The sequence below is a fragment of the Novosphingobium sp. genome, assembly GCF_040398825.1.
Lineage (GTDB): Bacteria > Pseudomonadota > Alphaproteobacteria > Sphingomonadales > Sphingomonadaceae > Novosphingobium.
Genome location: NZ_JBBATI010000006.1, coordinates 79,805 through 99,388 on the forward strand (window position 1 = coordinate 79,805; position 19,584 = coordinate 99,388).

The window sequence follows — 19,584 nt, forward strand, 5'->3', positions numbered from 1 at the left end:
ACGTTTGGTGGTTGGCGCATACGGGCGCAAACCGCTAACCTTTCCCTATATCCGCGACTGTGGCACGAATAAGGCGTGATGAAGGACATGACGACGGACAATGACCACAGGCGCGATGAACGGCGGGTGCATCGCGGCGGACGCAAGGTGCCAAAGCCGCTGGACGCGCAAACGCTGAACGATCTGGCGCTGGGCTATGTTGCGCGGTTCGCCACCAGCGGCGGGCGGCTGGGCGATTATCTGAAACGCAAGCTGCGCGAACGCGGCTGGGCCGGTGACAGCGACACCGATGGCGCAAACGCCAGCGCCCCGCCGGATGTGGCGGGGGTGGTCGAACGGCTGGTCGCGCTGGGCTATATCGATGATGCCGGGTTTGCCCAGGCGCGCGGGGCAGGGCTGATGCGGCGCGGCTATGGCGCGCGGCGCATTGCGGAAACGCTGGGGCGCGATGGCATCGATGCACCGCTGGTGGCGCAGGCCAGCGGCAATGACCATGCCCGGCGCACCGCCGCCCTGGCGTTTGCGCGCCGCCGCCGGCTGGGTCCGTTCGGGCCCGGTTCAGGCGGCAACAGGCTTGATCCGGCCGCGCGCGCAAAGCAGGTTTCGGCGCTGATGCGCGCCGGGCATCCGCTTGCCTTTGCCCGCGCGCTGGTCGAAGCGGTGGATGAGGCCGCAGCACAGGAATGGGTTGATGACGCAGATGATTCGTAAGCTGGCCGTGCAGGCGAATTGGGCCGGGCTGGCCGCCGCCATTGCCATGCTGGTGGGGGCGGGCGCCTGTTCACCAGTCGCCGCCACCGATGCCGCGAGCGGCGCGCCAACCGCCACCGCAACCACCGCACCCAAACTGCACCCGATATCAGGGCTGGCGGTCATCCCGTTGAGAGTGGTCACGACCAAGGGCGAACATCTGTTTCAGGTGGAGGTCGCGGCCACTCCGCTGGCACAGGAACGCGGGCTGATGTGGCGCACCGCGATGGGCGCCGATGAAGGCATGATCTTTCCCAACGACCCGCCCCGGCGCACCGCGTTCTGGATGCGCAACACGGTGATCGGGCTGGATATCATCTATGTCGGCGCCGACCACCGCGTGCTCAACATTGTGGCCAATGCGGTGCCCTATGATGAAACGCCGCTGCCGTCGGCGGGGGCTGTGTCTGGCGTGCTGGAACTGATTGCCGGGCGCGCCGCGCAAATCGGATTGCAGCCGGGCGATAAAGTCACCTGGTAGCGGCTTGCCTAGTGGCTTGCATCGCACCCCCCGAACCGGCTAAGCGCGTGGGCCATGAGCATTCTCGGCACGATCTTCACCTGGTGGAACGGCGCGACCCTGGGCACCAGGATTGACAGCGCACGCAACGGCATCCGCGTCGGCAACGATGTACAGGGCAATGTCTATTTCCGCGCGAAAACGCCCTATCCCAAAGGGCATCCGTTCGCCGGGCGTGAACGCCGCTGGGTAATCTACAACGGCGCCAACGATGCCAGCCGCGTGCCGGCCGAATGGCACGGCTGGCTGCACGGCAATTTTGACGGCACACCCGAAAGCAATCTGCCGCCGGCGCGCATCTGGGAAGTGGAATTCACCCCCAACGCCACCGGCACGGTTGACGCCTATCGGCCACAGGGCGCGCTGGAACGCGGGGGTCGGCGCGCTGCCGCCACCGGCGATTATGAGGCATGGTCGCCCGATCAGCCCTGATCGCGGCGGTTTTGCGATATCCCGTGCAAAGGGCACACCGGCTTATGGCATTCCGGCCAGACCCATTCCGGCCCGATTTGCGCCCCATGCTGGTGATGGCCGGCGGGGCGCTGCTGGTCCTGGCCACCGCCGGATGCAGCCGCCAGACCGAGGCACCACCCCCGGCCGAGGCGACCGCCGCCGCCGGCCCATCGGCGCTGGCCAGCGGGATGGTGGATAACGGCGTCGGCACCCCGGTAAAGGACCGCGTGGCGACCATCGGCCTGATCAACAAACGCAACAACATCACCCAGGACGTGGTGCTGAAACCTGGCGAATCGCGCCGCATCGGCAACGTGATCATCAAACTGGCCACGTGTGAACGCACCGCCCCGTGGGAAGACCCGCAGGAAACCGGCGCGTTTGTGCAGGTCTATGTCGAAGAACGCGCCAATGTTCAGGACCGGCTGGGGTGGCACAAGGCGTTTTCGGGCTGGCTGTTCAAAAACACCCCGTCGCTCAACGTGGTCGAACACCCGGTCTATGATGTCTGGGTCAAGGACTGCGCGATGAATTTCCCGGGCGAAGAGGATGATCCGGCCGCTGCTGCTGCCGCCGCCAGGGCAGCAAAGCCAAAGGCCAAACCCGCGCCCGCCGCCGACGCGCCCGACAATGCCCCGGCCGATGGCGCCGCGGCGGATGATGCGCCGCCGCCATAACCGCGCGCCGCGCCGGGCCGCAGCGGCCGCATCGCCGCCTCCAGCCGCCGCAGATAATCGGCCTGGGTGATCTCCACCGCGCCCAGCGATGCCAGATGCGGCGTGGTGAACTGGCAATCCAGCAATTCCGCCCTGCCGTGGCGCATGGCCGCCACCAGCCATGCCAGTGCGACCTTTGATGCATCATTGGCGCGCGAAAACATGCTTTCGCCGCAGAACACCCGGTCAAATTCCACACCATACAGCCCGCCGGCCAGATGTTCGGTGCCGGTGGCATCGGTCAGCCACGCTTCGATCGAATGCGCCGCGCCCAGCCGGTGCAGCGCGCGATAACTGTCGCGGATGCGCCAGCTGATCCAGCTTTCGGGCGCATCGCTGCGCGGCGCGGCACAGGCATCGATCACCGCATCGAACGCGGCGTTGCAGGTGATGCGAAAATGGCCACGGCGCAGGGTGCGTGCCAGCGAATGCGACAGATGAAACCCGTCGAGCGGCAGAATCGCCCGCATTTTCGGTTCCACCCAATAAACCTCAGGATCGTCACGACTGTCGGCCATGGGAAAGATCCCGGCACGATAGGCCCGCAGCAACAGCTCAGGCGGGATCAGGGGTGGGTCTTCGCGCGCCATGACGGTATGATATCACGATCTCCCCGGTTGCATCACTGTCGTCAACCCACTATGGGCCACCTTCTTCTGGCGCCACGGTGCCGGATGCAGGAGTGTAGCTCAGCTGGTAGAGCATCGGTCTCCAAAACCGAGGGCCGGGGGTTCGAATCCCTCCACTCCTGCCATTTTCTTTTGGTATCACTAAGTCACCTTGCGTCCGATGGTTTCGGCGATCATTCCGGTGCGACGCTCCGACGATGAACAAAATGACGATGGTTCCCCTTGGCTACATGCTGAAAAGCGTCACCTCTCCTGCGCCGGATTGGCTGAATGCCCCTGGTGTTGTTGCGGTACATTCTCTCAGCAATTGCATATCGCCTGATTTGGGCGATTACATCCCTATGTGGTGTCACAACGGCTGGTGGCTGTTTGATACACCAGACGCCGCTGACAATGTCGCGCTTACGATGGGGACATCCGTCGATTCGCTAACGCTCTTCTATTACGAGGCATTTCACCAGCAATTTGATGAAGAGTCTGAAACCTGGATGCCATTCGCACCAAATGACTTCGCAACGGCCGTCGTGGCTCCTTATTCGGCAGTCCTTAGTGGATTTGACGTTGTGACCTTTTCTGTAGGGACATCGCCCGAATGCTCACCTCTCTCATGCAACCGTCTGGCAGAGTCTCTTAAGGTGAATCAGAATTGCCTCTTTGACAGCTTTGATGAGGCGCGCGCGGCCATTGAAAATGGTTCGTTCCGCAACTCTGAACCGGGTCCCTACCGCATCATCGCAATTCACGCCGTGGACAATTTCCAGGCACCTTGAATGTCCGCTCGCAGCTTAAGATGAGGGCCTCAGCGCAGGGCGAGGCGAAGGGCATCATTCATGCGCGCCTGCCATCCCGGCCCGGTGGCGCGCCACCGTTCGATCACATCGGGGTCGAGCCGCAGGCTGATCGATTTCTTGGCGTTCGTCTTGGTGGAGCCGATCGGGCGGCCCGGTTTGCGCAACAGGGCTTGGGCGATGGCCGCGCCATGAACTGCATCCGCCGGGCGGGCCCGGGCAAAATCATCCCTGGTCCATTCCGGGTTGTCGTCATCGAAAACAACGGGGCGCTGGTCATTCATGGCGGCGCATTTCCTTTGCATGGGCGCGGCGAAAGCTGATCAACCGGACTTTGCCGGACCGGACCGTATAGGCGATCATATGCGGCACGCCGTCGATCCGGCCAAAGGCGCGAAAGCGGGCTTCGCCATAGTCCTGGCGGTCATCGGCAATCGTTACCGGCATCGCGTCAAACCCCGCAAAATCCGCCAGCGAAACACCATGTTTCGCGATGTTGTCGGAGTCCTTCGCTGGGTCGAACTCGATATCCATCGCTTGTTTGTATAGACAATTTATGCGGGGCGCAAAGGTTTTTTGCCTATACAAAAAATTGCAATGTGGGTAGCCAAGCCATTGAATGAATTGCGGTCGGGGGTTTGCCCACCCTCCTGCCATTCATCCGCCAGAATCGATATGACCTTTCGCCCTCACACGGCGATGGCGTGATCGTCGGGTGCCGGCTCGTTGATCCCGGCGGCGGGTTCGTCGGTGGACGGTGCCGGCGGTTTCAGCGCGATGCCGATGGCGATCAGCGCGGGCCAGGCGAGATAGGTCAGCACCTCAAGGTTTTCGCCAAAGCTGTAGAACAGATAGGTCAGCGTCATCGCCAGGCCGAGTTCACCGATTTTGCCGCGCATCGCGGCGATCGCGGTGGCCACAAAGGTCCAGGCCATTGGCACCGCCAGCGCGATTACGCCCACCAGGCCTTTGACATAGAGCAGGCCGTACCAGGTGTGATGGCTGCCGATCGGCATATATTCCACCAGGTGCGGCCCGCGTTCGACGATGCCATGGCCGAACCAGTATGCTTCGTGCTGCCAGCGCTGGACCGCAATCCGCCCCAGCGCCGCGCGTACCCGCGATGATGACGCGCGCGCACCGTTAAAGGCGTTTTGCGCGCTGGCGATCAGGTCGAGCACTTGCGGCGCGAACCAGCCACCGATCATCACCACCGGCGCCAGCGCAAAAAAGGTCTTGGGGCGATGGAAACGGCCGATCAGCATGGCCAGCGGGATGATCACCGCCAGCGCAATCAGCGCCATGCGGGACGAGGTCAGCAGCGCCAGCAGCACAGAGGCGACATAGGCGGTCCATCGCCACGACGCGACCGGCTCATACCGCGCCAGCAGGAAATGAATAACGGCAACAATCCCCGCCGCCGGCGCCCATGGCGCAAAGAACTGCCAGCGGGCGGTGCCCGTTTCCGGATCGATGGTGTACAGCGTGACCGTAAAGAACACGTCGCCCGCCCCGCCTAGCACCGTCAGCGGCGATACCCACAGCCTGGACGGCAAATGCAGGATCGGCGCCAGCAGGAATAGCGGCAGCAGCACCAGGGTCTGGCGGGCCAGGCGGCAGACCGCGCGGGCCAGCACTTCGATGCGGATCGGCAGGGCATAGCCCGCCAGCGGAAACAGCGCGATCAGCGCCCAGCCTTTGGCCCAGCCGACCGCAGATTTGAGCGTTTGCCCGGCATCCAGACCGAAATTGGCATGGCCGATCAGTAGCGCCACCAGCATCACCGTCATGCCGCCCAGCCACGCCACGATCGCGGGCGGCGGTGGCCCGGGTGGGCGTTCCTCTGCCAGCAACACCGGCGCCAGATAATAGGCACGCAACGCCTGCCAGCCCAGCACCCAGCCCAGCACCGGGCCGGCAAAATAAATTCCGCCGATAAGCCACAACCCATATGTCGCGGCAATCGTCCAGGCGATCAGCCGTTCCGGAGCGGACAAGCAAAATTCGGGTAACGCGGCCATGGCGATCGAAAACTCCAGCATTGGCAATAGGGTCGCAAGGCTGGCCGCCGCAAGCGCAATTGCTTCCGGTTACCGGGGGAAAAACCCTGTCCGGCAAGGACTCGTTCATTTGCCTTAAGCAATGGTGACCGCGATGAAGCTGGCCGATCAACGCTTGATGGAAGTGGACGAAAGCTGCACCTTGCGGGGTAGAGAATCGCGCGCGCGTGCCCTGTGGGCACTGGTTGGTGCGTCTGCCTATGCGTGCATGACCATCGCCGCCATCATGCTGACCACCGATGGCCGCGACATTGCCGCAGTATGGCCATCGGATGCGGTGATCCTGGCGCTGCTGCTGTCCCGGCCGCGCAGCGACTGGCCGGCCCTGCTGCTGTCCGGATGGCTCGCCAATCTGCTGGCCAATGGCGTGGCGCGCGGCTGGGCGCCGGGGATCGTGCTGTATGGCGCGATCAACATGGGCCAGACGTTGCTGGCGGCACAGATCCTGCTGTCTGCGTGGGATATGCCGACAGTGCTGGGGCCACGCCGGTCGCCGGCCACCGTGCCCGACCACCCAGACATCCTGACCGACGGACGCACCATCGTGCGGTTTTTGCTGGTGGCCGGGCTGGTCGTTCCGGCGCTGGGGGGGCTGGCGGGAATGCTGGCATCGGCGGGCGCGTTCGGCGCTGCGGCGGTGCCGTCGTTTGTGCGCTGGTATGCCAGCAACGCGCTTGGCTTTGTGATTTTTACGCCGTTTTTCAAAGGCGTGTTCGATGGCAGCTTTGCCCGATCGGTGGAATCGCTGTCACGCCCGGCGCTGATCCGCGGGGCGGCGCTGTTTGCCTTGCACGCCATGGTTACCTTGCTGGTGTTTGATCAAAGCCGGTTTCCGCTGCTGTTCCTGCCCATATCCACGCTGCTGCTGCTGTCGTTCGGGCTGGGGCGGCTGGCGACCCAGGTCGGCGTGATGCTGGTCGCGGTGATCGGCACCGTTGCCACCCTGCACCACGCTGGCCCGATGGTGCTGATCCATATCGATCTGCCGTCAGAGGCGCTGTTTTTTCAGGTCTACCTGGCGGTGCTGCTGTGCACGGCGATGCCGGTGGCGACCATCGTTGCTTCGCGCGCAGAGGCGCGTACCTTGCTGGCCGAGCGCGAAGAACTGCTGCGCCTGATCATGACGCATTCGCCCGATGCCATCCTGGGGCTGGATGGCGAAGGGGTGTGCCGCTGGGCCGACGGGCCGGTGCGCGATTATCTCGGGCTCGAACCCGACGCGCTGGTTGGTGTACCGCTGGCCACGATCGCCACCCGTGTCGGGCTGGCGTTGGGGCACCTGCACCGCGATGCCTACCGCGCTGACGCCCTGTCGCGCACGGTCGAGGTTCATCCGCTCAACTGCTCTGACCTCACGCTTGAAGCGTCGCTGCGCATGGCGCCGCATGGCCCGGGCCAGGCGGTCGGATCGGTGATCACCTTGCGCAACATCACCGTGCGCAAGGCACGGGAAATGGCCATTTCGCGGCGTATCGAAACCGACGATCTGACCGGCGTGTTCAACCGCGCCGGGTTTCGCCAGCGGTTGAACCGCGCGATCGCGGCGCAGGATGATGCGCCGCCCCGCGCGCTGACTTTGGCGCTGATCGATGTCGATCATTTCAAGGTGATCAACGATACCTATGGCCATCCGGTGGGCGATGCCGCGCTGGCCGAAATCGCGCGGCGACTGTTGGCCGGCACGCGTGAAGAGGATGTGGTGGCACGGTTGAGCGGCGATGAATTTGCCATCCTGTTCCAGTGCAACCTGGATGCCGCGCAGACGATTTGCGAACGCATCATGCGGGTGATCGCCACCGAACCGCTGCACGTGGTCGGCAATGTCGTGGTGCTGTCGTCGATTTCGTGCGGCCTGGCGCAATTGCGCGCGGGCATGAGCCGCGAGGCATTGTTCGATGCCGCAGATCTGGCGCTGTACGACGCCAAGCGGTCCGGTCGCAACGCGGTGCGCGCGGTGGCGTAATCCCCATCAACCGCGCCACTCTTGCGTTTTTGCGCCTTGCCGCCTAAATACGAATCTCTCCCGCATCATGGAGCCTCCACTGCCCCTCCCGGACCTGTCCGGGGCGGCGATGGCCCCTAGGCGGAAGTCACGCAATTTCCTATCGCTGAAGGCAGCAACACAGTCATGGCAAAGACCAGCCCGAACGAGTTTTTCAACCAGGTCAAGGCCGAGGCCCGCAAGGTCGTGTGGCCGACCCGGCAGGAAACCGTGACCACCGCGATCTTTGTCGCGGTCATGATGCTGATCCTTTCGATCTTCTTTCTGGGGATCGACACCCTGTTCGGGTTTATTGTGCAAAGCCTGCTCAAACTCGCCTAATTATCGTTTGGTTATCGCTGCCGCGCGGGGGGTTCGCGCGGCTGGTAGGGGACCCTTTCGCCGGTGCGCGTGGGGAAAGACAGTTTCAGGAATTATCTATGGCTCGTTGGTACATCATCCACGCCTATTCCGGCTTTGAAAACAAGGTGCGCGAAGCGATCCTGGCCGAGGCCGAACGCAAGGGCCTGGCCCAGCTGGTCGAAGCGGTCGAAGTGCCGACCGAAACGATCACCGAGGTCAAGCGCGGCAAAAAGGTCCAGGTCGAGCGCAAGTTCATGCCCGGCTATGTGCTGGCCAAACTGATCCTGAACGACGATATCTATCACCTCGTGAAAAACACCGCGAAGGTGACCGGGTTCCTGGGCACCAACAACAAACCGCAGCCGATTTCCGAAAAAGAAGCGCAGCGCTATTTCGGCGCGCGTGAAGCGGCCGCGGCCGAACCCAGCACGCAGGTCATGGTCGATTACGAAATCGGCGATTCGGTCAAGGTCAACGCGGGGCCGTTTGCCTCGTTCAACGGCGTGGTCGAAGAGCTGGATTTCGACAAGCAGCGCGTCAAGGTGTCGGTATCGATCTTTGGCCGTGCCACCCCGGTGGAACTGGCGTTCGAAGAAGTCGAACTGGTCAAGTAACCGGCGCCCGGCGTTTGGTCCAGGTTTGGACCGGGGCGCGGGTATTGCTTGCAAATTGTGCGTGCGCTGTTATGCGCCCGCTCTTCGTTCCGGTGTGTCCGGGATGATTCCGCTGCGGGAGGCTGGGCCCTTGGGCCAGGCTGTTTGACCGCTCACTCTGCGGGGGTAACCCCAACAGGAAGAACAGGAGGCCATCATGGCCAAGAAGATCGACTGCTATATCAAGCTGCAGATCAAAGCCGGCGAAGCCAAGCCTTCGCCGCCGATCGGGCCCGCCTTGGGCCAGCGCGGCGTTAACATCATGGGTTTCGTCAAGGAATTCAACGCCGCCACCCAGGAAGTGGAAAAGGGCACGCCGCTGCCCACCGTGATCACCGTCTATTCGGACCGGTCGTTCACCTTTATCACCAAGACGCCGCCGGCGACCTTCTTCATCAAAAAGGCACTGAACCTGAAAGCGGGTTCAAAGACGCCGGGCAAGGCTTCTGCCGGCACGATCACCCGTGCGCAGCTGACCGAAATCGCCGAGCTGAAGATGAAGGATCTCAACGCCAACGACCTCGTGCAGGCGGCAAAGATCATCGAAGGCTCCGCCCGTTCGATGGGCATTCAGGTTGTGGAGGGCTGATCCGATGGCAAAGCAGACCAAAAAGACCAAGGCGCTGGAAACCCGGCTGGGCGACAACCAGAAGCTGTACAGCGTCGATGCAGCGATCGCGCTGCTTAAGGACCTGAAAAGCGCGAAGTTCGACGAATCGCTCGAAGTCGCGCTGAACCTCGGCGTCGATCCGCGTCATGCCGACCAGATGGTGCGTGGCATGGTCACGCTGCCGTCGGGCACCGGCAAGGACGTCAAGGTTGCCGTGTTCGCACGCGGTGACAAGGCTGAAGCGGCGCTGGCCGCCGGTGCCGACCGCGTCGGTGCCGAAGACCTGCTCGAAGAAATGCAGGGCGGCTCGGTCGATTATGGCCGCGTCATCGCCACGCCCGACATGATGGGCCTGGTTGGTCGCCTGGGCAAGATCCTGGGGCCAAAGGGCCTGATGCCGAACCCGAAACTGGGCACGGTTACCCCCAACGTCGCTGATGCGGTCAAGGCGGCGAAGGCCGGCCAGATCGAATTTCGCGTTGAAAAGGCCGGGATCATCCATGGCGGGATTGGCAAGCTGTCGTTTTCGGACGAAGCGCTGCGCGCCAATTTCGACGCGTTTGTCGATGCCATCGTCAAGGCCAAGCCGACCGGCGCCAAGGGCAAATATGTCCGCAAGGTCGGTCTGTCGAGCTCGATGGGCCCGGGGATCAAGATCGACGTGGCGCAAGTCTACGGCGGCTGATTTTTCGCAGCACAAGCAAACAAAAAACCGGCCGGGAGCGATCCCGGCCGGTTTTTTGTTGGGTGTGTGTGCCAGTTGCCAGCACCATTGAAGATTTGTGCCATTTCGCGCAAACCGTATTCTTTCCCCGGCCCAAAGACCATGCAGAAGGGTATTTATGCGGAAAGCCACGATGGTTTTGCTGGTAACGTTGGCTTACGCAGGCGGAGCGGCTTCTCTGCTTGTCTACGAGTACTACGATTACTGGTCTTTCGCACATATTGAAATTATAAAGAGGTCGGCGGTCGACGATCAGCAATACCAGATCGCCCGGCAACATTTGGGGATTGAGAATCCGGATTTTATTCATGTTTTTCGTGACAAGACTGGGTCGATGACACTTCAGACCAAAGCACGGAGATGTTACTTCTTCTACAAGAAGTCAGGGGTAATCTGGGAGGGTGGTGATCTTGTATATTGCTTTGACAGGCTGACGGGCGCCTACCTTGGGCCGCTGTAAAACCACTTAGCCGTCAGCGTTCTGCAAATTCCGGCCATTTGTTCAAGCTGGAAATTTGCCCGCTTCGCCTAAGCCCTCCCCGGTGGGGGAGGGTTGGGTGGGGGATTGCGAGGCATGGGCGATCCACACTATTTCGGGCGTTGGACACCCCTCCCCAACCCCTCCCCTGAGGGGAGGGGCTATCTGTGGCCCATTTTTGTTCTGCGTTTACACCTGCCCCGCGTCAGAACGCGATCCAGGTGAACAGGCGCAGGGCGTTGTTGTCCGATGCGGCGGCACCGTTGCCGTCGAAATCGCGGCGGTTGCCGTTGAACTGGCCATAGGCGGTGAACTGCGCGCCGACCCGCAGCGCGACCAGCGGGCCCAACGGGCCATTGCCGGCACCCCACGGGGTGTAATCGATCTGCGCGGTCACCCCGTTGCTGTCGGGGCGGGCCAGCGGGCCGGTATAGATGAACGTGTTGGGCGGCCCGGTGACCGAAAACGCGGCCAGTGTCAGCCCCAGTTTGCCGCGGTACGAATAGGCAATGTCACCGCGCAATTCGCGCAAATGGGTATCGGCACAACCCACCGGCATTTCATTCAGCGCGCAGCTGGCCATCAGGTTTTCGGATTCGTGCACATAGCGCGCCTGCACCGTGAACGTATCACCCTTGGCCGTGGGCAGCATGTACGATGCATCGATGCCCACGTCGCTGTAATGGTCGGTCAGCCCGCTCGAACGGTCGCGGCCGGGATTGATCGCGGCTTTTAACGCGAATGCACCCAGTTCCAGTTGCCCGCTGCCGATTTCGTGCGTCCACGCGACCCGGCCATAGGGCGCAAGGCCATGGATATCGCCCAGCCCGACCGGATCGGACCCCAGCCATTGCAGCGTGCGCGCCTTGGGAGAGGAATAGCCGCCGGCCTCCAGATAGATATGGTGGTCGATCCAGGCATAGGCGGTCATGCCGACCACTTCCTCTGCCAGCCCGCCGTCGATCAGCGGCGATGCGCCGGGGGTCTGCGCCACCGCGCCGCCGGTATAGGGGAACCCCCAGCCGGCAGTGGTGTTCCACGGGTCCTGCACGGTCGGGTTGTTGTTGAAATCGATGCCGAATGTCGCATCTTTGCCAAACACTTTGCCCTGGGTCACCGCGCGCAGATCGACGTTGTCCCACGTCCATGCCTTGCCGATGCCGTCATAGGTCAATTGCGCCAGCCCGCCGAAATGTTTGCCCACGCCGCCGCCCAGAAACACGCTGCCCTGGTCAAACGTCACATTGTCGTTGGGTGACAGGTTGTCGGGCGCGGGCACCTGGTCGGTCTTGGTATGGGTGTAAGACGCGATCGCCATGGCCGACAGCGGCACATTGAATTTCTTGGCCCCGCGCATGGTATAGCCGTTCAGCTTGAACTCGCGGCCGAACTGGGTCAGCTGCGGGCCGAAACCGCCAACGTGGCAGGCCTGGCACGGTTGCCCGGTCTGGTCGGCAAAGCTGGGGACGGCGGCTGCCGGACGGGTCATCACCAGTGCGCCCAGACACGCGGCGGTCGGCAGGCCAAGCCGCAAGGCCAGGCGCAAATGTTTCAGAGCGGTCGGCTTTTTTGCAGGTGCGAGCAGCATGTGGGATCCCCATCAGGTGGTGACGACGTCACCCTTCGATCGGGTGATCAAACCACCATTTTTGGGGTTCTTCCTTGATCCCTGTCAGATTGGCGCACCAAAATTAAGCTTCGGAATACCGAGGGGGGGTTACCGTGCGGCGGTGTTGGCCCGCGTGTAACATTCGCTGACCAGGCTGATCGGCTGTCCGTCGTTGCGCCGCAGCACGGCGGTGACATGGTGAATGGTGGCGGCGGGGCAGGGCGCGGGTGATGCCATGCCGGGGGGCAGCGGCTGGCGGTGCGGGCCCAGCGGCGCGACCACTTTGCCAAACGGCGCTTGCGTGGTGTCCAGCAGCGTGTTCATGGCGGGGGTCAGCCGCGCCGGCACATACCAGTTGCGCGCATCCGACAGCACCACCCCGCCACAGGACAACAGCACATGCCGCGCGCGCACCGGTTCGGCCGAAGCGACGCCCAGCGCGGCGCGGATGCCCGCGGTGACTGGAACGCGATCGGCATCATCCTGGACCGTGGCCAACACGTGGCCGGGCACCAGGATTGCGCGTTGGCCGCACCATTCTTCCAGCGCCACGGTCGCGCTGTCGTGGCGGGCCAGTGTGGCGCGAAATTCGGCCATAGCGGCGGTCTGGGTGCAGCCACCCAACGCAACCGCAACCAGCGCGGCAGCCGCCAGGCCGCCGCGAACGCTCATATCCCGCCGTCGAACGGTTCCCGCCCCAGGTCGGCCAGCGCCGTGGCCAGCGATCCGGCGCAGGCGGCCAGCAATTCGGCATCGGTGGAACGGATCACGAAATTGGCGCCAACGCGGCCTTCGCGGAAAAACGGATAGCTGCCGATCTGGACCCCGGCAAAATGCGCCTCGGTTTCGCGCAGCAGGTCGGCGATTTCGCTTTCGGCGACCCAGCAGCCCACGGTGTGCGACACCAGCGGCAATCCGCCTTCCAGCGTGCCGGTCAGCCCATCGAGCATTTGTGCGGTGATCGATGGTACGCCCGCCATCAGGAACACGTTGCCGGCGCGAATGCCGGGCGCACCCGACAGCCGGTTTTCAATGAGGCCGGCGCCTTCGGGCACGCGCGCCATGCGCAGCCGCGCATCGTTCAGCCCGCCGCGCGTGGCGTAATAGCTTTCCAGCACGGCGCGTGCGCGCGGATGGATGACCACTGGCACGCCCAGCGCCTCGGCCACCGCATCGACGGTGATGTCGTCATGCGTGGGGCCGATCCCGCCGGTGGTAAACAGGTAATCGTTGCGCGCGCGCAGCGTGTTTACCGCCTCGACAATCGCATCCATCACGTCGGGCACCACCCGCACTTCGCGCAGGCGGATGCCCTGCACGCCGAGCCAGGTGGCGACCTGGGCAATGTTCTTGTCCTGCGTGCGGCCAGACAGGATTTCGTCACCGACCACGATCAGCGCGGCGGTCCAGATACGGTTGGTTTGGGTCATGGCCACGGTGGATATAGCAATGCCCGCCCCGTGCAAGAGGGCTATTCGGCCGCTTCGAGCACCTCTTCGGGCAGGGCGGGATGCGCGGCGGCCGGCGCGGGATCAAGCCGCAGCGCGCCATCATCGATGGGATCGCTTTTCATCCACGCGCGGTCGCGCACATAGTCCTGATTGAGCCGCCAGCGCATGTCGGTCGCGCTTTTGGGCAGCAGATGCCGCGCGCGCGAAATGTATCCGGACGACAGGTCAAAGGCGTCGAGGTCGACCAGATCGTGGTTGGCGGGCAGCACCGGCGTGGCGACCGACGCCCCGCGCGCCTCCATCAGGTTGAGCAGGCGGCAGACATAATCGGAAATGATGTCCGCGCGCAGCGTCCATGACGCGTTGAGATAACCGAACACCGCCGCCAGATTGGGCACGTTCGAAAACATGCAGGCCTTGTAATAGTAATGCTCTGACCAGTCGATCGGCACGCCATCCATGGCAAACGCGATCTTGCCCGCCATGGTCATGGTCAGCCCGGTGGCGGTGACGATGACATCGGCATCAAGATGCGTGCCCGATTGCAATTGCACCCCGGTGGCATCGATCGTCGCGATCTGGTCGGTCACCACGCTGGCCTTGCCATCGCGCATCGCCGCGAACAGATCGCCATCGGGCACCAGGCACAACCGCTGCGTCCACGGATCATAGGGCGGGGTGAAATCGCGCGCCTGGTACTGGCTGCCCAGCTGGTCCTGCGTCTGTTTGGTCAGATAGGCCTTGATCTTGTCGGGGTTTTTGCGCGCGCGGTGAAACACCATCGATTGCATCTGGATGTTCTTGAACCGGGTCAGGCGATAGGCCAGCATTTCGGGCAGCACCCGGCGCAGGAAATTGGCGATGCCGTCCTTGGCCGGGCGCGATGCCATCCAGGTTGGCGTGCGTTGCAGCATGGTGACATGCGCGGCGGTTTTCGCCATCGCCGGCACCACGGTGACCGCGGTCGCCCCCGATCCGATCACCACCACGCGTTTGCCGGCGTAATCCAGATCATTGGGCCAGAATTGCGGGTGCACGATCGTGCCGGCAAACTGGTCCTTGCCCGGGATCGGCGCGTCATAGGGCGCGTCATAATCGTAATAGCCCGAACCCAGCAGGATAAAGCGGGTGGCGATCTGCCCGCGCCCGTCCGGGCCGTCGACCTCCAGCCGCCACAGCCCGGCGCCGCTGTCCCAATTGGCCGACAGCACTTGCGTGCCAAAGCGGATATGCGGGCGGATGCCGCGTTCATCGGCAATGCGATCAAGGTATTCCAGGATCGACGGGCCATCGGCGATCGATTTTTCGTGCCGCCACGGTTCGAACACAAACCCCAGCGTGTGCATGTCACTGTCCGACCGCACCCCGGGATAGCGGAACAGATCCCAGGTGCCACCAATGCGGTCGCGGCGTTCCAGCACGGCATAGCGACGGCCAGGGCACATCTGCTGCATATGCGCGGCCATGCCGATGCCGGAAATCCCGGCGCCGACGATCACCATATCAAGCGGTGCATCCGTCGTTTCGTGCTGTGCCGCGCTGGCCGCCATCATTCTCTCCGTGGTGTTTTTAACCGATTCCTTAAACCCTATGCGAAATCATCACGCTTGGCCAGATGGCACGATTACCCCGTACAGATCGTGCGCATCGGCATCCTCGACCAGCACATCGACAAATTGTCCGGGGCTGAGCGTCGCCGGCACATCGCGCAGATAGACCGCACCATCGATTTCGGGGGCATCGGCCTGCGACCGGCCGGTGGCGCCGATATCGCCGTCTTCATCCGCATCGCCCACCTCGTCGATGATCACGCGCAGGGTGCGCCCCACTTTGGCGGCCAGCTTGGCGGCGCTGATCGCCTCTGTGCGTTCCATGATCCGGGCATAGCGTTCTTCCTTCACCGCGTCTGGCACGGGATCGGGCAGCGCATTGGCTGCCGCGCCCGCCACCGGTTCAAACCGGAACGCGCCGACGCGATCCAGTTGCGCCTCATCCAGCCAGTCGAGCAGATAGCGGAAATCGTCCTCGGTCTCACCCGGAAAGCCGACCACAAAGCTCGACCGCACGGTCAGGTCGGGGCAGATGTCGCGCCAGGCGCGCAGGCGTTCCAGCACTTTGGCCTCGTTCGCCGGGCGCTTCATCGCACGCAGCACGGCCGGGCTGGCATGCTGAAACGGGATGTCGAGATAGGGCGTGATCAACCCCTGCGCCATCAGCGGGATCACCGCATCGACATGCGGATAGGGATAGACATAGTGCAGCCGCACCCATGGCACATCACCATCGGGGGTGCGCAATCCGCCCAGTTCGCGCGCCAGATCGGTCATGTGCGTGCGCACCGGCGCACCCTTCCACTGGCGTTCTTCGTACCGCACATCGACGCCATAGGCCGATGTATCCTGGCTGATGACCAGCAGTTCGCGCGTGCCCGCCGCCACCAGCTTTTCCGCCTCACGCAGCACGGCATCGATGCGCCGGCTGACCAGCCCGCCGCGCAATTGCGGGATGATGCAGAATGCGCAGGCGTGGTTGCAGCCTTCGGAAATCTTCACATAGCTGTAATGGCGCGGGGTCAGTTTGACATCGCCGGGCGCAGATTGCGGGATCAGGTCGATATAGGGCCCCATGCCCGGCGGGGCGGCGGCATGCACCGCATCGACCACGTCTTCATACTGGGCCGCGCCGGTCACCGCCAGCACGCCGGGAAAGCGCGCGCGGATCGCGTCCGCCTCATTGCCCATGCATCCGGTCACGATCACGCGGCCGTTTTCGGCCATCGCCTCACCAATCGCGGCCAGGCTTTCCTCCTTGGCCGAATCGAGAAAGCCGCAGGTGTTCACCAGCACGACATCGGCGCCCTGGTAATCGGCGCTCATCGCATAGCCATCGGCGCGCAGCCGGGTGAGGATGCGTTCGGAATCGACCAGCGCCTTGGGACAGCCAAGGCTGACCATGCCGACCCGACGCGGGGCGGGCAATGAAACGGCGGACGGGTGAGCGGGGGATTGTGTGGATGCCATAAGGCCGCGGCCCATAGCGCGTTTTTGTTGCGCGGTCACGCGTCGCGCGAATTGCCAATGCGGGCTGCGCTCTGTATGGGGCAATTCCGCCGATTTCGCAGAAATTGGTGGCTGGAGAGCGTCGATGGGTCCGGTGAACTGGTTGGCGGTCTTGGTTGCGGCATTGGCGGCGCTGGCGGTGTCGTCGGTATGGTATGGCCCGCTTTATGGCCGCGCCCGGCTGGAGGAGCTTGGCCCGGGCGGTCTGGGCCATCGCGCGGCGCCGTGGCGCACGCTGGCGCTGACCTTCGTGGCTCTGCTGATATCGTCGGCGATGATCGGGCATATGTTTGCGCGGGTCGGGCTGGTGACGCTGGCGGTAAAGCCCTGGCTCTATTTCATGATGACCGGCGGGCTGGCCGGGGCGTTTATCATTCCGGCGTTGGTGATCAATTACATGAACCTGCGCATCAGCCTGCGGCTGACGCTGATCGATGCCGGGTTCTGGCTGGTTTCCTACCTGACGATCGGGCTGACCTTTTACCTGATGGCGCGGCTGTAGGGACTTACAACCGGATCGGCAGCGCAGGGATCGGATCGCGTGGCACGTTGTCGTGGCGCAGTTCGAAATGCAGCGTGGGCTTTTTGACCTCGCCACTGGCGCCGATGCGCGCGATCACGGCGCCGGCGCGCACGGTTGTTCCTTCATGCACCGCGACTTTGCCCAGATAGGCATAGGCGGTGGCCCAGCCGCCGCCATGGTCGATCACGATCAACTGTCCGAACCGTTCGGGCTCCGTCCCGGCAAAGATCACCCGGCCGGCGGCAGCAGCGCGCACCGGCATTCCGGCAAAGGCGACCAGATCGATGCCATTGGCCTGGCCTTTGCGGGTGGTGGCGCCAAACGCGGTGACCAGCGCGCCCGATGTCGGCCAGACCAGCCGGGGTGTGCCCGGCAGGTTGCGCACCACGGGTGCGTCTGGCCAGGCTGGCGCCCGCGCTGCGGGGGCGGGGCGGGGTGCCGGGTGGCGGACAGGATCGGGTACCACGCGCGGCGCCGTGCGCGCGGTGTGACGGCTCTGGTGCGGGCTGCCAGTGGCGTCTGGGCGTTTCAGCACCATGCCAGGGGTGATCATGGCATCCGGATCAAGATGGTTCGCCCTGGCCAGATCGGACGGTGCGATGCCCATGCGCGCGGCGATCGCGGCCAGCGTGTCCCCCTGCTGCACGGTATAGCTCCACGCGATGATCGGCGCCGGCCGGGCCTGCCCCGCACCCGGTACGCCGGCCAGCAGCGCCAGCACCAGTGCCGCGTGGGTCCTCACCCGCCCGGTGGCGTCAATCGCGCGACGCCGCCCATCAGTGGCACCAGCACGTCCGGCACAGCGACCGAACCATCGGCCTGCTGGTAATTTTCCAGCACCGCCACCAATGTGCGGCCAACCGCCAGCCCCGAACCGTTCAACGTGTGAACAAACGCATTGGTCTTGGTCCCATCGGGGCGATAGCGCGCGTTCATCCGCCGCGCCTGAAAATCTCCGCAATTGGAGCACGACGATATTTCGCGGTACGCGCCCTGGCCCGGCAACCACACTTCCAGGTCATAGGTTTTGCGCGCGGTAAAGCCCATGTCGCCGCTGCACAGCAGCACTTTGCGATAGGGCAGGTTCAGCGCCTGCAATACCGCTTCGGCGCACGCGGTCATGCGTTCGTGTTCGGCGTCGGAATCCTCTGGCCGGGTGATCGATACCAATTCGACCTTTTCAAACTGGTGCTGGCGGATAAAGCCGCGCGTGTCGCGCCCCGCCGATCCCGCCTCTGACCGGAAACACGGGGTCAGCGCGGTCATCCGCACGGGCAGCGCAGTATCGGGCAGGATCTGTTCGCGCACCGAATTGGTCAGGCTGACCTCGGCCGTGGGGATCAGCCAGCGGCCATCGGTGGTGCGGAACAGGTCTTCGGCAAATTTGGGCAATTGGCCGGTGCCAAACGCCGCTTCATCGCGCACCAGCAGCGGGGTAATGCATTCGGTATAGCCATGCGTGCCGGTCTGCAGATCCAGCATGAATTGGCCCAGCGCGCGGTGCAGTCGCGCCATGCCCCCGCGCAGAAAGGTGAACCGCGCACCCGCCAGCAGGGCGCCGGTTTCAAAATCCAGGCCCAGCGCCGGGCCGATGTCGGCATGTTCGCGCGGGGTAAAATCGAACGTGCGCGGGCTTCCCCAGCGCAGCACTTCGACATTGTCGGCCTCGTCCGCGCCCAATGGCACATCGTCGGCGGGGATCTGCGGCAGCGCGGCCAGCATGGCGTTCAGCTCTGCGGTCAGCGCGCGTTCGGCCTCTTCCTGCGCCGGGATCTGGTCCTTCAGCGCGGCGACCTCGGCCTTGATCGCCTCGGCCCCGGCACGATCGCCTTTGGCCATCGCCGCGCCGATCGCCTTTGACGCTTCGTTGCGGCGGGCCTGCGCGGCCTGGCTGCGGGTCAGCACATCGCGCCGCCGGGTGTCGAGGTCCAGAATGGCGGCAGCCACGGGGGAACCCCCGCGCCGGGCAAGGCCGGCATCGAACGCGGCGGGGTTTTCGCGGATCAGACGGATATCATGCATGGTGGATCAGCCTATGCCCGCGCCGGGCGCCGCTTTCAAGCCGGGTCGCGGCTGTTGCGCGAAGTCACAAAAATGTCAGCCGTCCCGCAAAAACAGCACCCGACACCACGCGCCCCTCGTCAACCGGGATGCCGCTGGGTATGCCGTTGGCGATGAAGCGGCATAGCGACGTGACAGGCGGGGATGGGGCGGTAA

Annotated in this window: 21 protein-coding genes, 1 tRNA gene and 1 pseudogene; 12 read left to right on the forward strand and 11 right to left on the reverse strand. The window is 63.9% G+C overall.

What is annotated here, in order from left to right; genetic code table 11:
- The first annotated feature begins 87 nt into the window (after positions 1-87).
- The 4 genes and pseudogenes from ABWP89_RS05245 to ABWP89_RS05260 all read left to right on the forward strand — a co-directional run.
- Positions 88-711, forward strand: coding sequence for a regulatory protein RecX (locus tag ABWP89_RS05245; RefSeq protein ID WP_353227721.1), 624 nt, complete (start codon positions 88-90; stop codon positions 709-711).
- On the forward strand, positions 692-1,231 hold the full coding sequence (locus tag ABWP89_RS05250; protein WP_353227722.1) for a DUF192 domain-containing protein: 540 nt from the start codon (positions 692-694) through the stop codon (positions 1,229-1,231). Before ABWP89_RS05245 ends, ABWP89_RS05250 begins: the two co-directional genes overlap by 20 nt.
- Before the next feature lie 54 nt (positions 1,232-1,285).
- Positions 1,286-1,702 (forward strand): NADH:ubiquinone oxidoreductase subunit NDUFA12, encoded by a 417-nt coding sequence (locus ABWP89_RS05255; RefSeq protein WP_353227723.1) that lies wholly within the window; start codon positions 1,286-1,288, stop codon positions 1,700-1,702.
- 209 nt (positions 1,703-1,911) lie between these two features.
- A pseudogene (locus tag ABWP89_RS05260) lies at positions 1,912-2,187 on the forward strand (DUF2155 domain-containing protein); the annotation flags it as partial.
- A gap of 35 nt (positions 2,188-2,222) precedes the next feature.
- On the opposite strand, the gene aat reads toward ABWP89_RS05260, so the two are convergent.
- Positions 2,223-3,029, reverse strand: a complete 807-nt coding sequence (gene aat, locus ABWP89_RS05265; protein ID WP_353227724.1) for a leucyl/phenylalanyl-tRNA--protein transferase — start codon at positions 3,027-3,029, stop codon at positions 2,223-2,225.
- Between the two features lie 88 nt (positions 3,030-3,117).
- Between aat and ABWP89_RS05270 the strand changes: the two genes are divergently transcribed.
- Positions 3,118-3,193: transfer RNA gene (locus ABWP89_RS05270), tRNA-Trp, on the forward strand.
- 81 nt (positions 3,194-3,274) lie between these two features.
- Positions 3,275-3,838 carry a hypothetical protein gene (locus ABWP89_RS05275; RefSeq protein WP_353227726.1) on the forward strand — a complete coding sequence of 188 codons (564 nt, stop codon included), beginning with the start codon at positions 3,275-3,277 and terminating at the stop codon, positions 3,836-3,838.
- Between the two features lie 29 nt (positions 3,839-3,867).
- On the opposite strand, the gene ABWP89_RS05280 is transcribed toward ABWP89_RS05275, so the two are convergent.
- The 3 genes from ABWP89_RS05280 to ABWP89_RS05290 form a co-directional block, all read right to left on the reverse strand.
- Positions 3,868-4,140 carry a BrnA antitoxin family protein gene (locus ABWP89_RS05280; protein WP_353227728.1) on the reverse strand — a complete coding sequence of 91 codons (273 nt, stop codon included), beginning with the start codon at positions 4,138-4,140 and terminating at the stop codon, positions 3,868-3,870.
- The gene (locus ABWP89_RS05285) at positions 4,133-4,390 is read right to left on the reverse strand and encodes a BrnT family toxin (protein WP_353227729.1); all 258 of its coding nucleotides are present in this window, start codon (positions 4,388-4,390) and stop codon (positions 4,133-4,135) included. Before ABWP89_RS05285 ends, ABWP89_RS05280 begins: the two co-directional genes overlap by 8 nt.
- Before the next feature lie 155 nt (positions 4,391-4,545).
- Complete coding sequence (locus ABWP89_RS05290) at positions 4,546-5,853, reverse strand: O-antigen ligase family protein (RefSeq protein ID WP_353227731.1); 1,308 nt, start codon at positions 5,851-5,853, stop codon at positions 4,546-4,548.
- 181 nt (positions 5,854-6,034) lie between these two features.
- On the opposite strand from ABWP89_RS05290, the gene ABWP89_RS05295 reads away from it, so the two are divergent.
- The 5 genes from ABWP89_RS05295 (at position 6,035) to rplA (ending at position 10,208) form a co-directional block, all read left to right on the forward strand.
- Complete coding sequence (locus ABWP89_RS05295) at positions 6,035-7,879, forward strand: diguanylate cyclase (RefSeq protein WP_353227781.1); 1,845 nt, start codon at positions 6,035-6,037, stop codon at positions 7,877-7,879.
- Positions 7,880-8,044: 165 nt separating this feature from the next.
- A complete protein-coding gene (gene secE / locus ABWP89_RS05300) occupies positions 8,045-8,239 on the forward strand; it encodes a preprotein translocase subunit SecE (protein WP_353227732.1) in 195 nt (64 codons plus the stop codon).
- Between the two features lie 98 nt (positions 8,240-8,337).
- Positions 8,338-8,874, forward strand: a complete 537-nt coding sequence (gene nusG / locus ABWP89_RS05305) for a transcription termination/antitermination protein NusG (protein ID WP_353227734.1) — start codon at positions 8,338-8,340, stop codon at positions 8,872-8,874.
- A 196-nt stretch (positions 8,875-9,070) separates the two neighbouring features.
- The gene (gene rplK / locus ABWP89_RS05310; protein WP_353227735.1) at positions 9,071-9,502 is read left to right on the forward strand and encodes a 50S ribosomal protein L11; all 432 of its coding nucleotides are present in this window, start codon (positions 9,071-9,073) and stop codon (positions 9,500-9,502) included.
- 4 nt (positions 9,503-9,506) lie between these two features.
- Positions 9,507-10,208 (forward strand): 50S ribosomal protein L1, encoded by a 702-nt coding sequence (gene rplA / locus ABWP89_RS05315; protein WP_353227736.1) that lies wholly within the window; start codon positions 9,507-9,509, stop codon positions 10,206-10,208.
- A 722-nt stretch (positions 10,209-10,930) separates the two neighbouring features.
- Here the strand turns inward: rplA and ABWP89_RS05320 are convergent.
- The 5 genes from ABWP89_RS05320 to rimO form a co-directional block, all read right to left on the reverse strand.
- A complete protein-coding gene (locus tag ABWP89_RS05320; RefSeq protein ID WP_353227738.1) occupies positions 10,931-12,313 on the reverse strand; it encodes a hypothetical protein in 1,383 nt (460 codons plus the stop codon).
- 129 nt (positions 12,314-12,442) lie between these two features.
- Entirely contained in the window at positions 12,443-13,006 is a 564-nt protein-coding gene (locus ABWP89_RS05325; protein ID WP_353227739.1) for a chorismate--pyruvate lyase family protein, read from the reverse strand.
- Positions 13,003-13,764 carry a competence/damage-inducible protein A gene (locus ABWP89_RS05330; RefSeq protein ID WP_353227782.1) on the reverse strand — a complete coding sequence of 254 codons (762 nt, stop codon included), beginning with the start codon at positions 13,762-13,764 and terminating at the stop codon, positions 13,003-13,005. The genes ABWP89_RS05325 and ABWP89_RS05330 overlap by 4 nt, the downstream gene beginning before the upstream one ends.
- Before the next feature lie 41 nt (positions 13,765-13,805).
- On the reverse strand, positions 13,806-15,335 hold the full coding sequence (locus ABWP89_RS05335) for a flavin-containing monooxygenase (protein WP_502915237.1): 1,530 nt from the start codon (positions 15,333-15,335) through the stop codon (positions 13,806-13,808).
- Between the two features lie 51 nt (positions 15,336-15,386).
- Positions 15,387-16,805, reverse strand: coding sequence for a 30S ribosomal protein S12 methylthiotransferase RimO (gene rimO, locus ABWP89_RS05340; RefSeq protein WP_353227742.1), 1,419 nt, complete (start codon positions 16,803-16,805; stop codon positions 15,387-15,389).
- A gap of 124 nt (positions 16,806-16,929) precedes the next feature.
- Here rimO and ABWP89_RS05345 point away from each other — a divergent pair, with 124 nt between their 5' ends.
- Positions 16,930-17,346 (forward strand): DUF1761 domain-containing protein, encoded by a 417-nt coding sequence (locus ABWP89_RS05345; RefSeq protein ID WP_353227743.1) that lies wholly within the window; start codon positions 16,930-16,932, stop codon positions 17,344-17,346.
- A gap of 4 nt (positions 17,347-17,350) precedes the next feature.
- Here the strand turns inward: ABWP89_RS05345 and ABWP89_RS05350 are convergent, their stop codons facing one another.
- Positions 17,351-18,109: a peptidoglycan DD-metalloendopeptidase family protein gene (locus ABWP89_RS05350; protein ID WP_353227744.1), complete on the reverse strand. Its 759-nt coding sequence runs from the start codon at positions 18,107-18,109 to the stop codon at positions 17,351-17,353.
- Complete coding sequence (gene serS, locus ABWP89_RS05355; protein WP_353227746.1) at positions 18,106-19,389, reverse strand: serine--tRNA ligase; 1,284 nt, start codon at positions 19,387-19,389, stop codon at positions 18,106-18,108. The genes ABWP89_RS05350 and serS overlap by 4 nt, the downstream gene beginning before the upstream one ends.
- Between the last annotated feature and the right edge of the window lie 195 nt (positions 19,390-19,584).

Coding starts and splice junctions, on each gene's coding strand:
- ABWP89_RS05245 (WP_353227721.1), top strand. CDS start 88: ATGACGACGGACAATGACCACAGGCGCGATGAACGGCGGGTGCATCGC.
- ABWP89_RS05250 (WP_353227722.1), top strand. CDS start 692: ATGACGCAGATGATTCGTAAGCTGGCCGTGCAGGCGAATTGGGCCGGG.
- ABWP89_RS05255 (WP_353227723.1), top strand. CDS start 1,286: ATGAGCATTCTCGGCACGATCTTCACCTGGTGGAACGGCGCGACCCTG.
- aat (WP_353227724.1), bottom strand. CDS start 3,029: ATGGCGCGCGAAGACCCACCCCTGATCCCGCCTGAGCTGTTGCTGCGG.
- ABWP89_RS05275 (WP_353227726.1), top strand. CDS start 3,275: ATGACGATGGTTCCCCTTGGCTACATGCTGAAAAGCGTCACCTCTCCT.
- ABWP89_RS05280 (WP_353227728.1), bottom strand. CDS start 4,140: ATGAATGACCAGCGCCCCGTTGTTTTCGATGACGACAACCCGGAATGG.
- ABWP89_RS05285 (WP_353227729.1), bottom strand. CDS start 4,390: ATGGATATCGAGTTCGACCCAGCGAAGGACTCCGACAACATCGCGAAA.
- ABWP89_RS05295 (WP_353227781.1), top strand. CDS start 6,035: ATGGAAGTGGACGAAAGCTGCACCTTGCGGGGTAGAGAATCGCGCGCG.
- secE (WP_353227732.1), top strand. CDS start 8,045: ATGGCAAAGACCAGCCCGAACGAGTTTTTCAACCAGGTCAAGGCCGAG.
- nusG (WP_353227734.1), top strand. CDS start 8,338: ATGGCTCGTTGGTACATCATCCACGCCTATTCCGGCTTTGAAAACAAG.
- rplK (WP_353227735.1), top strand. CDS start 9,071: ATGGCCAAGAAGATCGACTGCTATATCAAGCTGCAGATCAAAGCCGGC.
- rplA (WP_353227736.1), top strand. CDS start 9,507: ATGGCAAAGCAGACCAAAAAGACCAAGGCGCTGGAAACCCGGCTGGGC.
- ABWP89_RS05320 (WP_353227738.1), bottom strand. CDS start 12,313: ATGCTGCTCGCACCTGCAAAAAAGCCGACCGCTCTGAAACATTTGCGC.
- ABWP89_RS05325 (WP_353227739.1), bottom strand. CDS start 13,006: ATGAGCGTTCGCGGCGGCCTGGCGGCTGCCGCGCTGGTTGCGGTTGCG.
- ABWP89_RS05330 (WP_353227782.1), bottom strand. CDS start 13,764: ATGACCCAAACCAACCGTATCTGGACCGCCGCGCTGATCGTGGTCGGT.
- ABWP89_RS05335 (WP_502915237.1), bottom strand. CDS start 15,335: ATGGCGGCCAGCGCGGCACAGCACGAAACGACGGATGCACCGCTTGAT.
- rimO (WP_353227742.1), bottom strand. CDS start 16,805: ATGGCATCCACACAATCCCCCGCTCACCCGTCCGCCGTTTCATTGCCC.
- ABWP89_RS05345 (WP_353227743.1), top strand. CDS start 16,930: ATGGGTCCGGTGAACTGGTTGGCGGTCTTGGTTGCGGCATTGGCGGCG.
- serS (WP_353227746.1), bottom strand. CDS start 19,389: ATGCATGATATCCGTCTGATCCGCGAAAACCCCGCCGCGTTCGATGCC.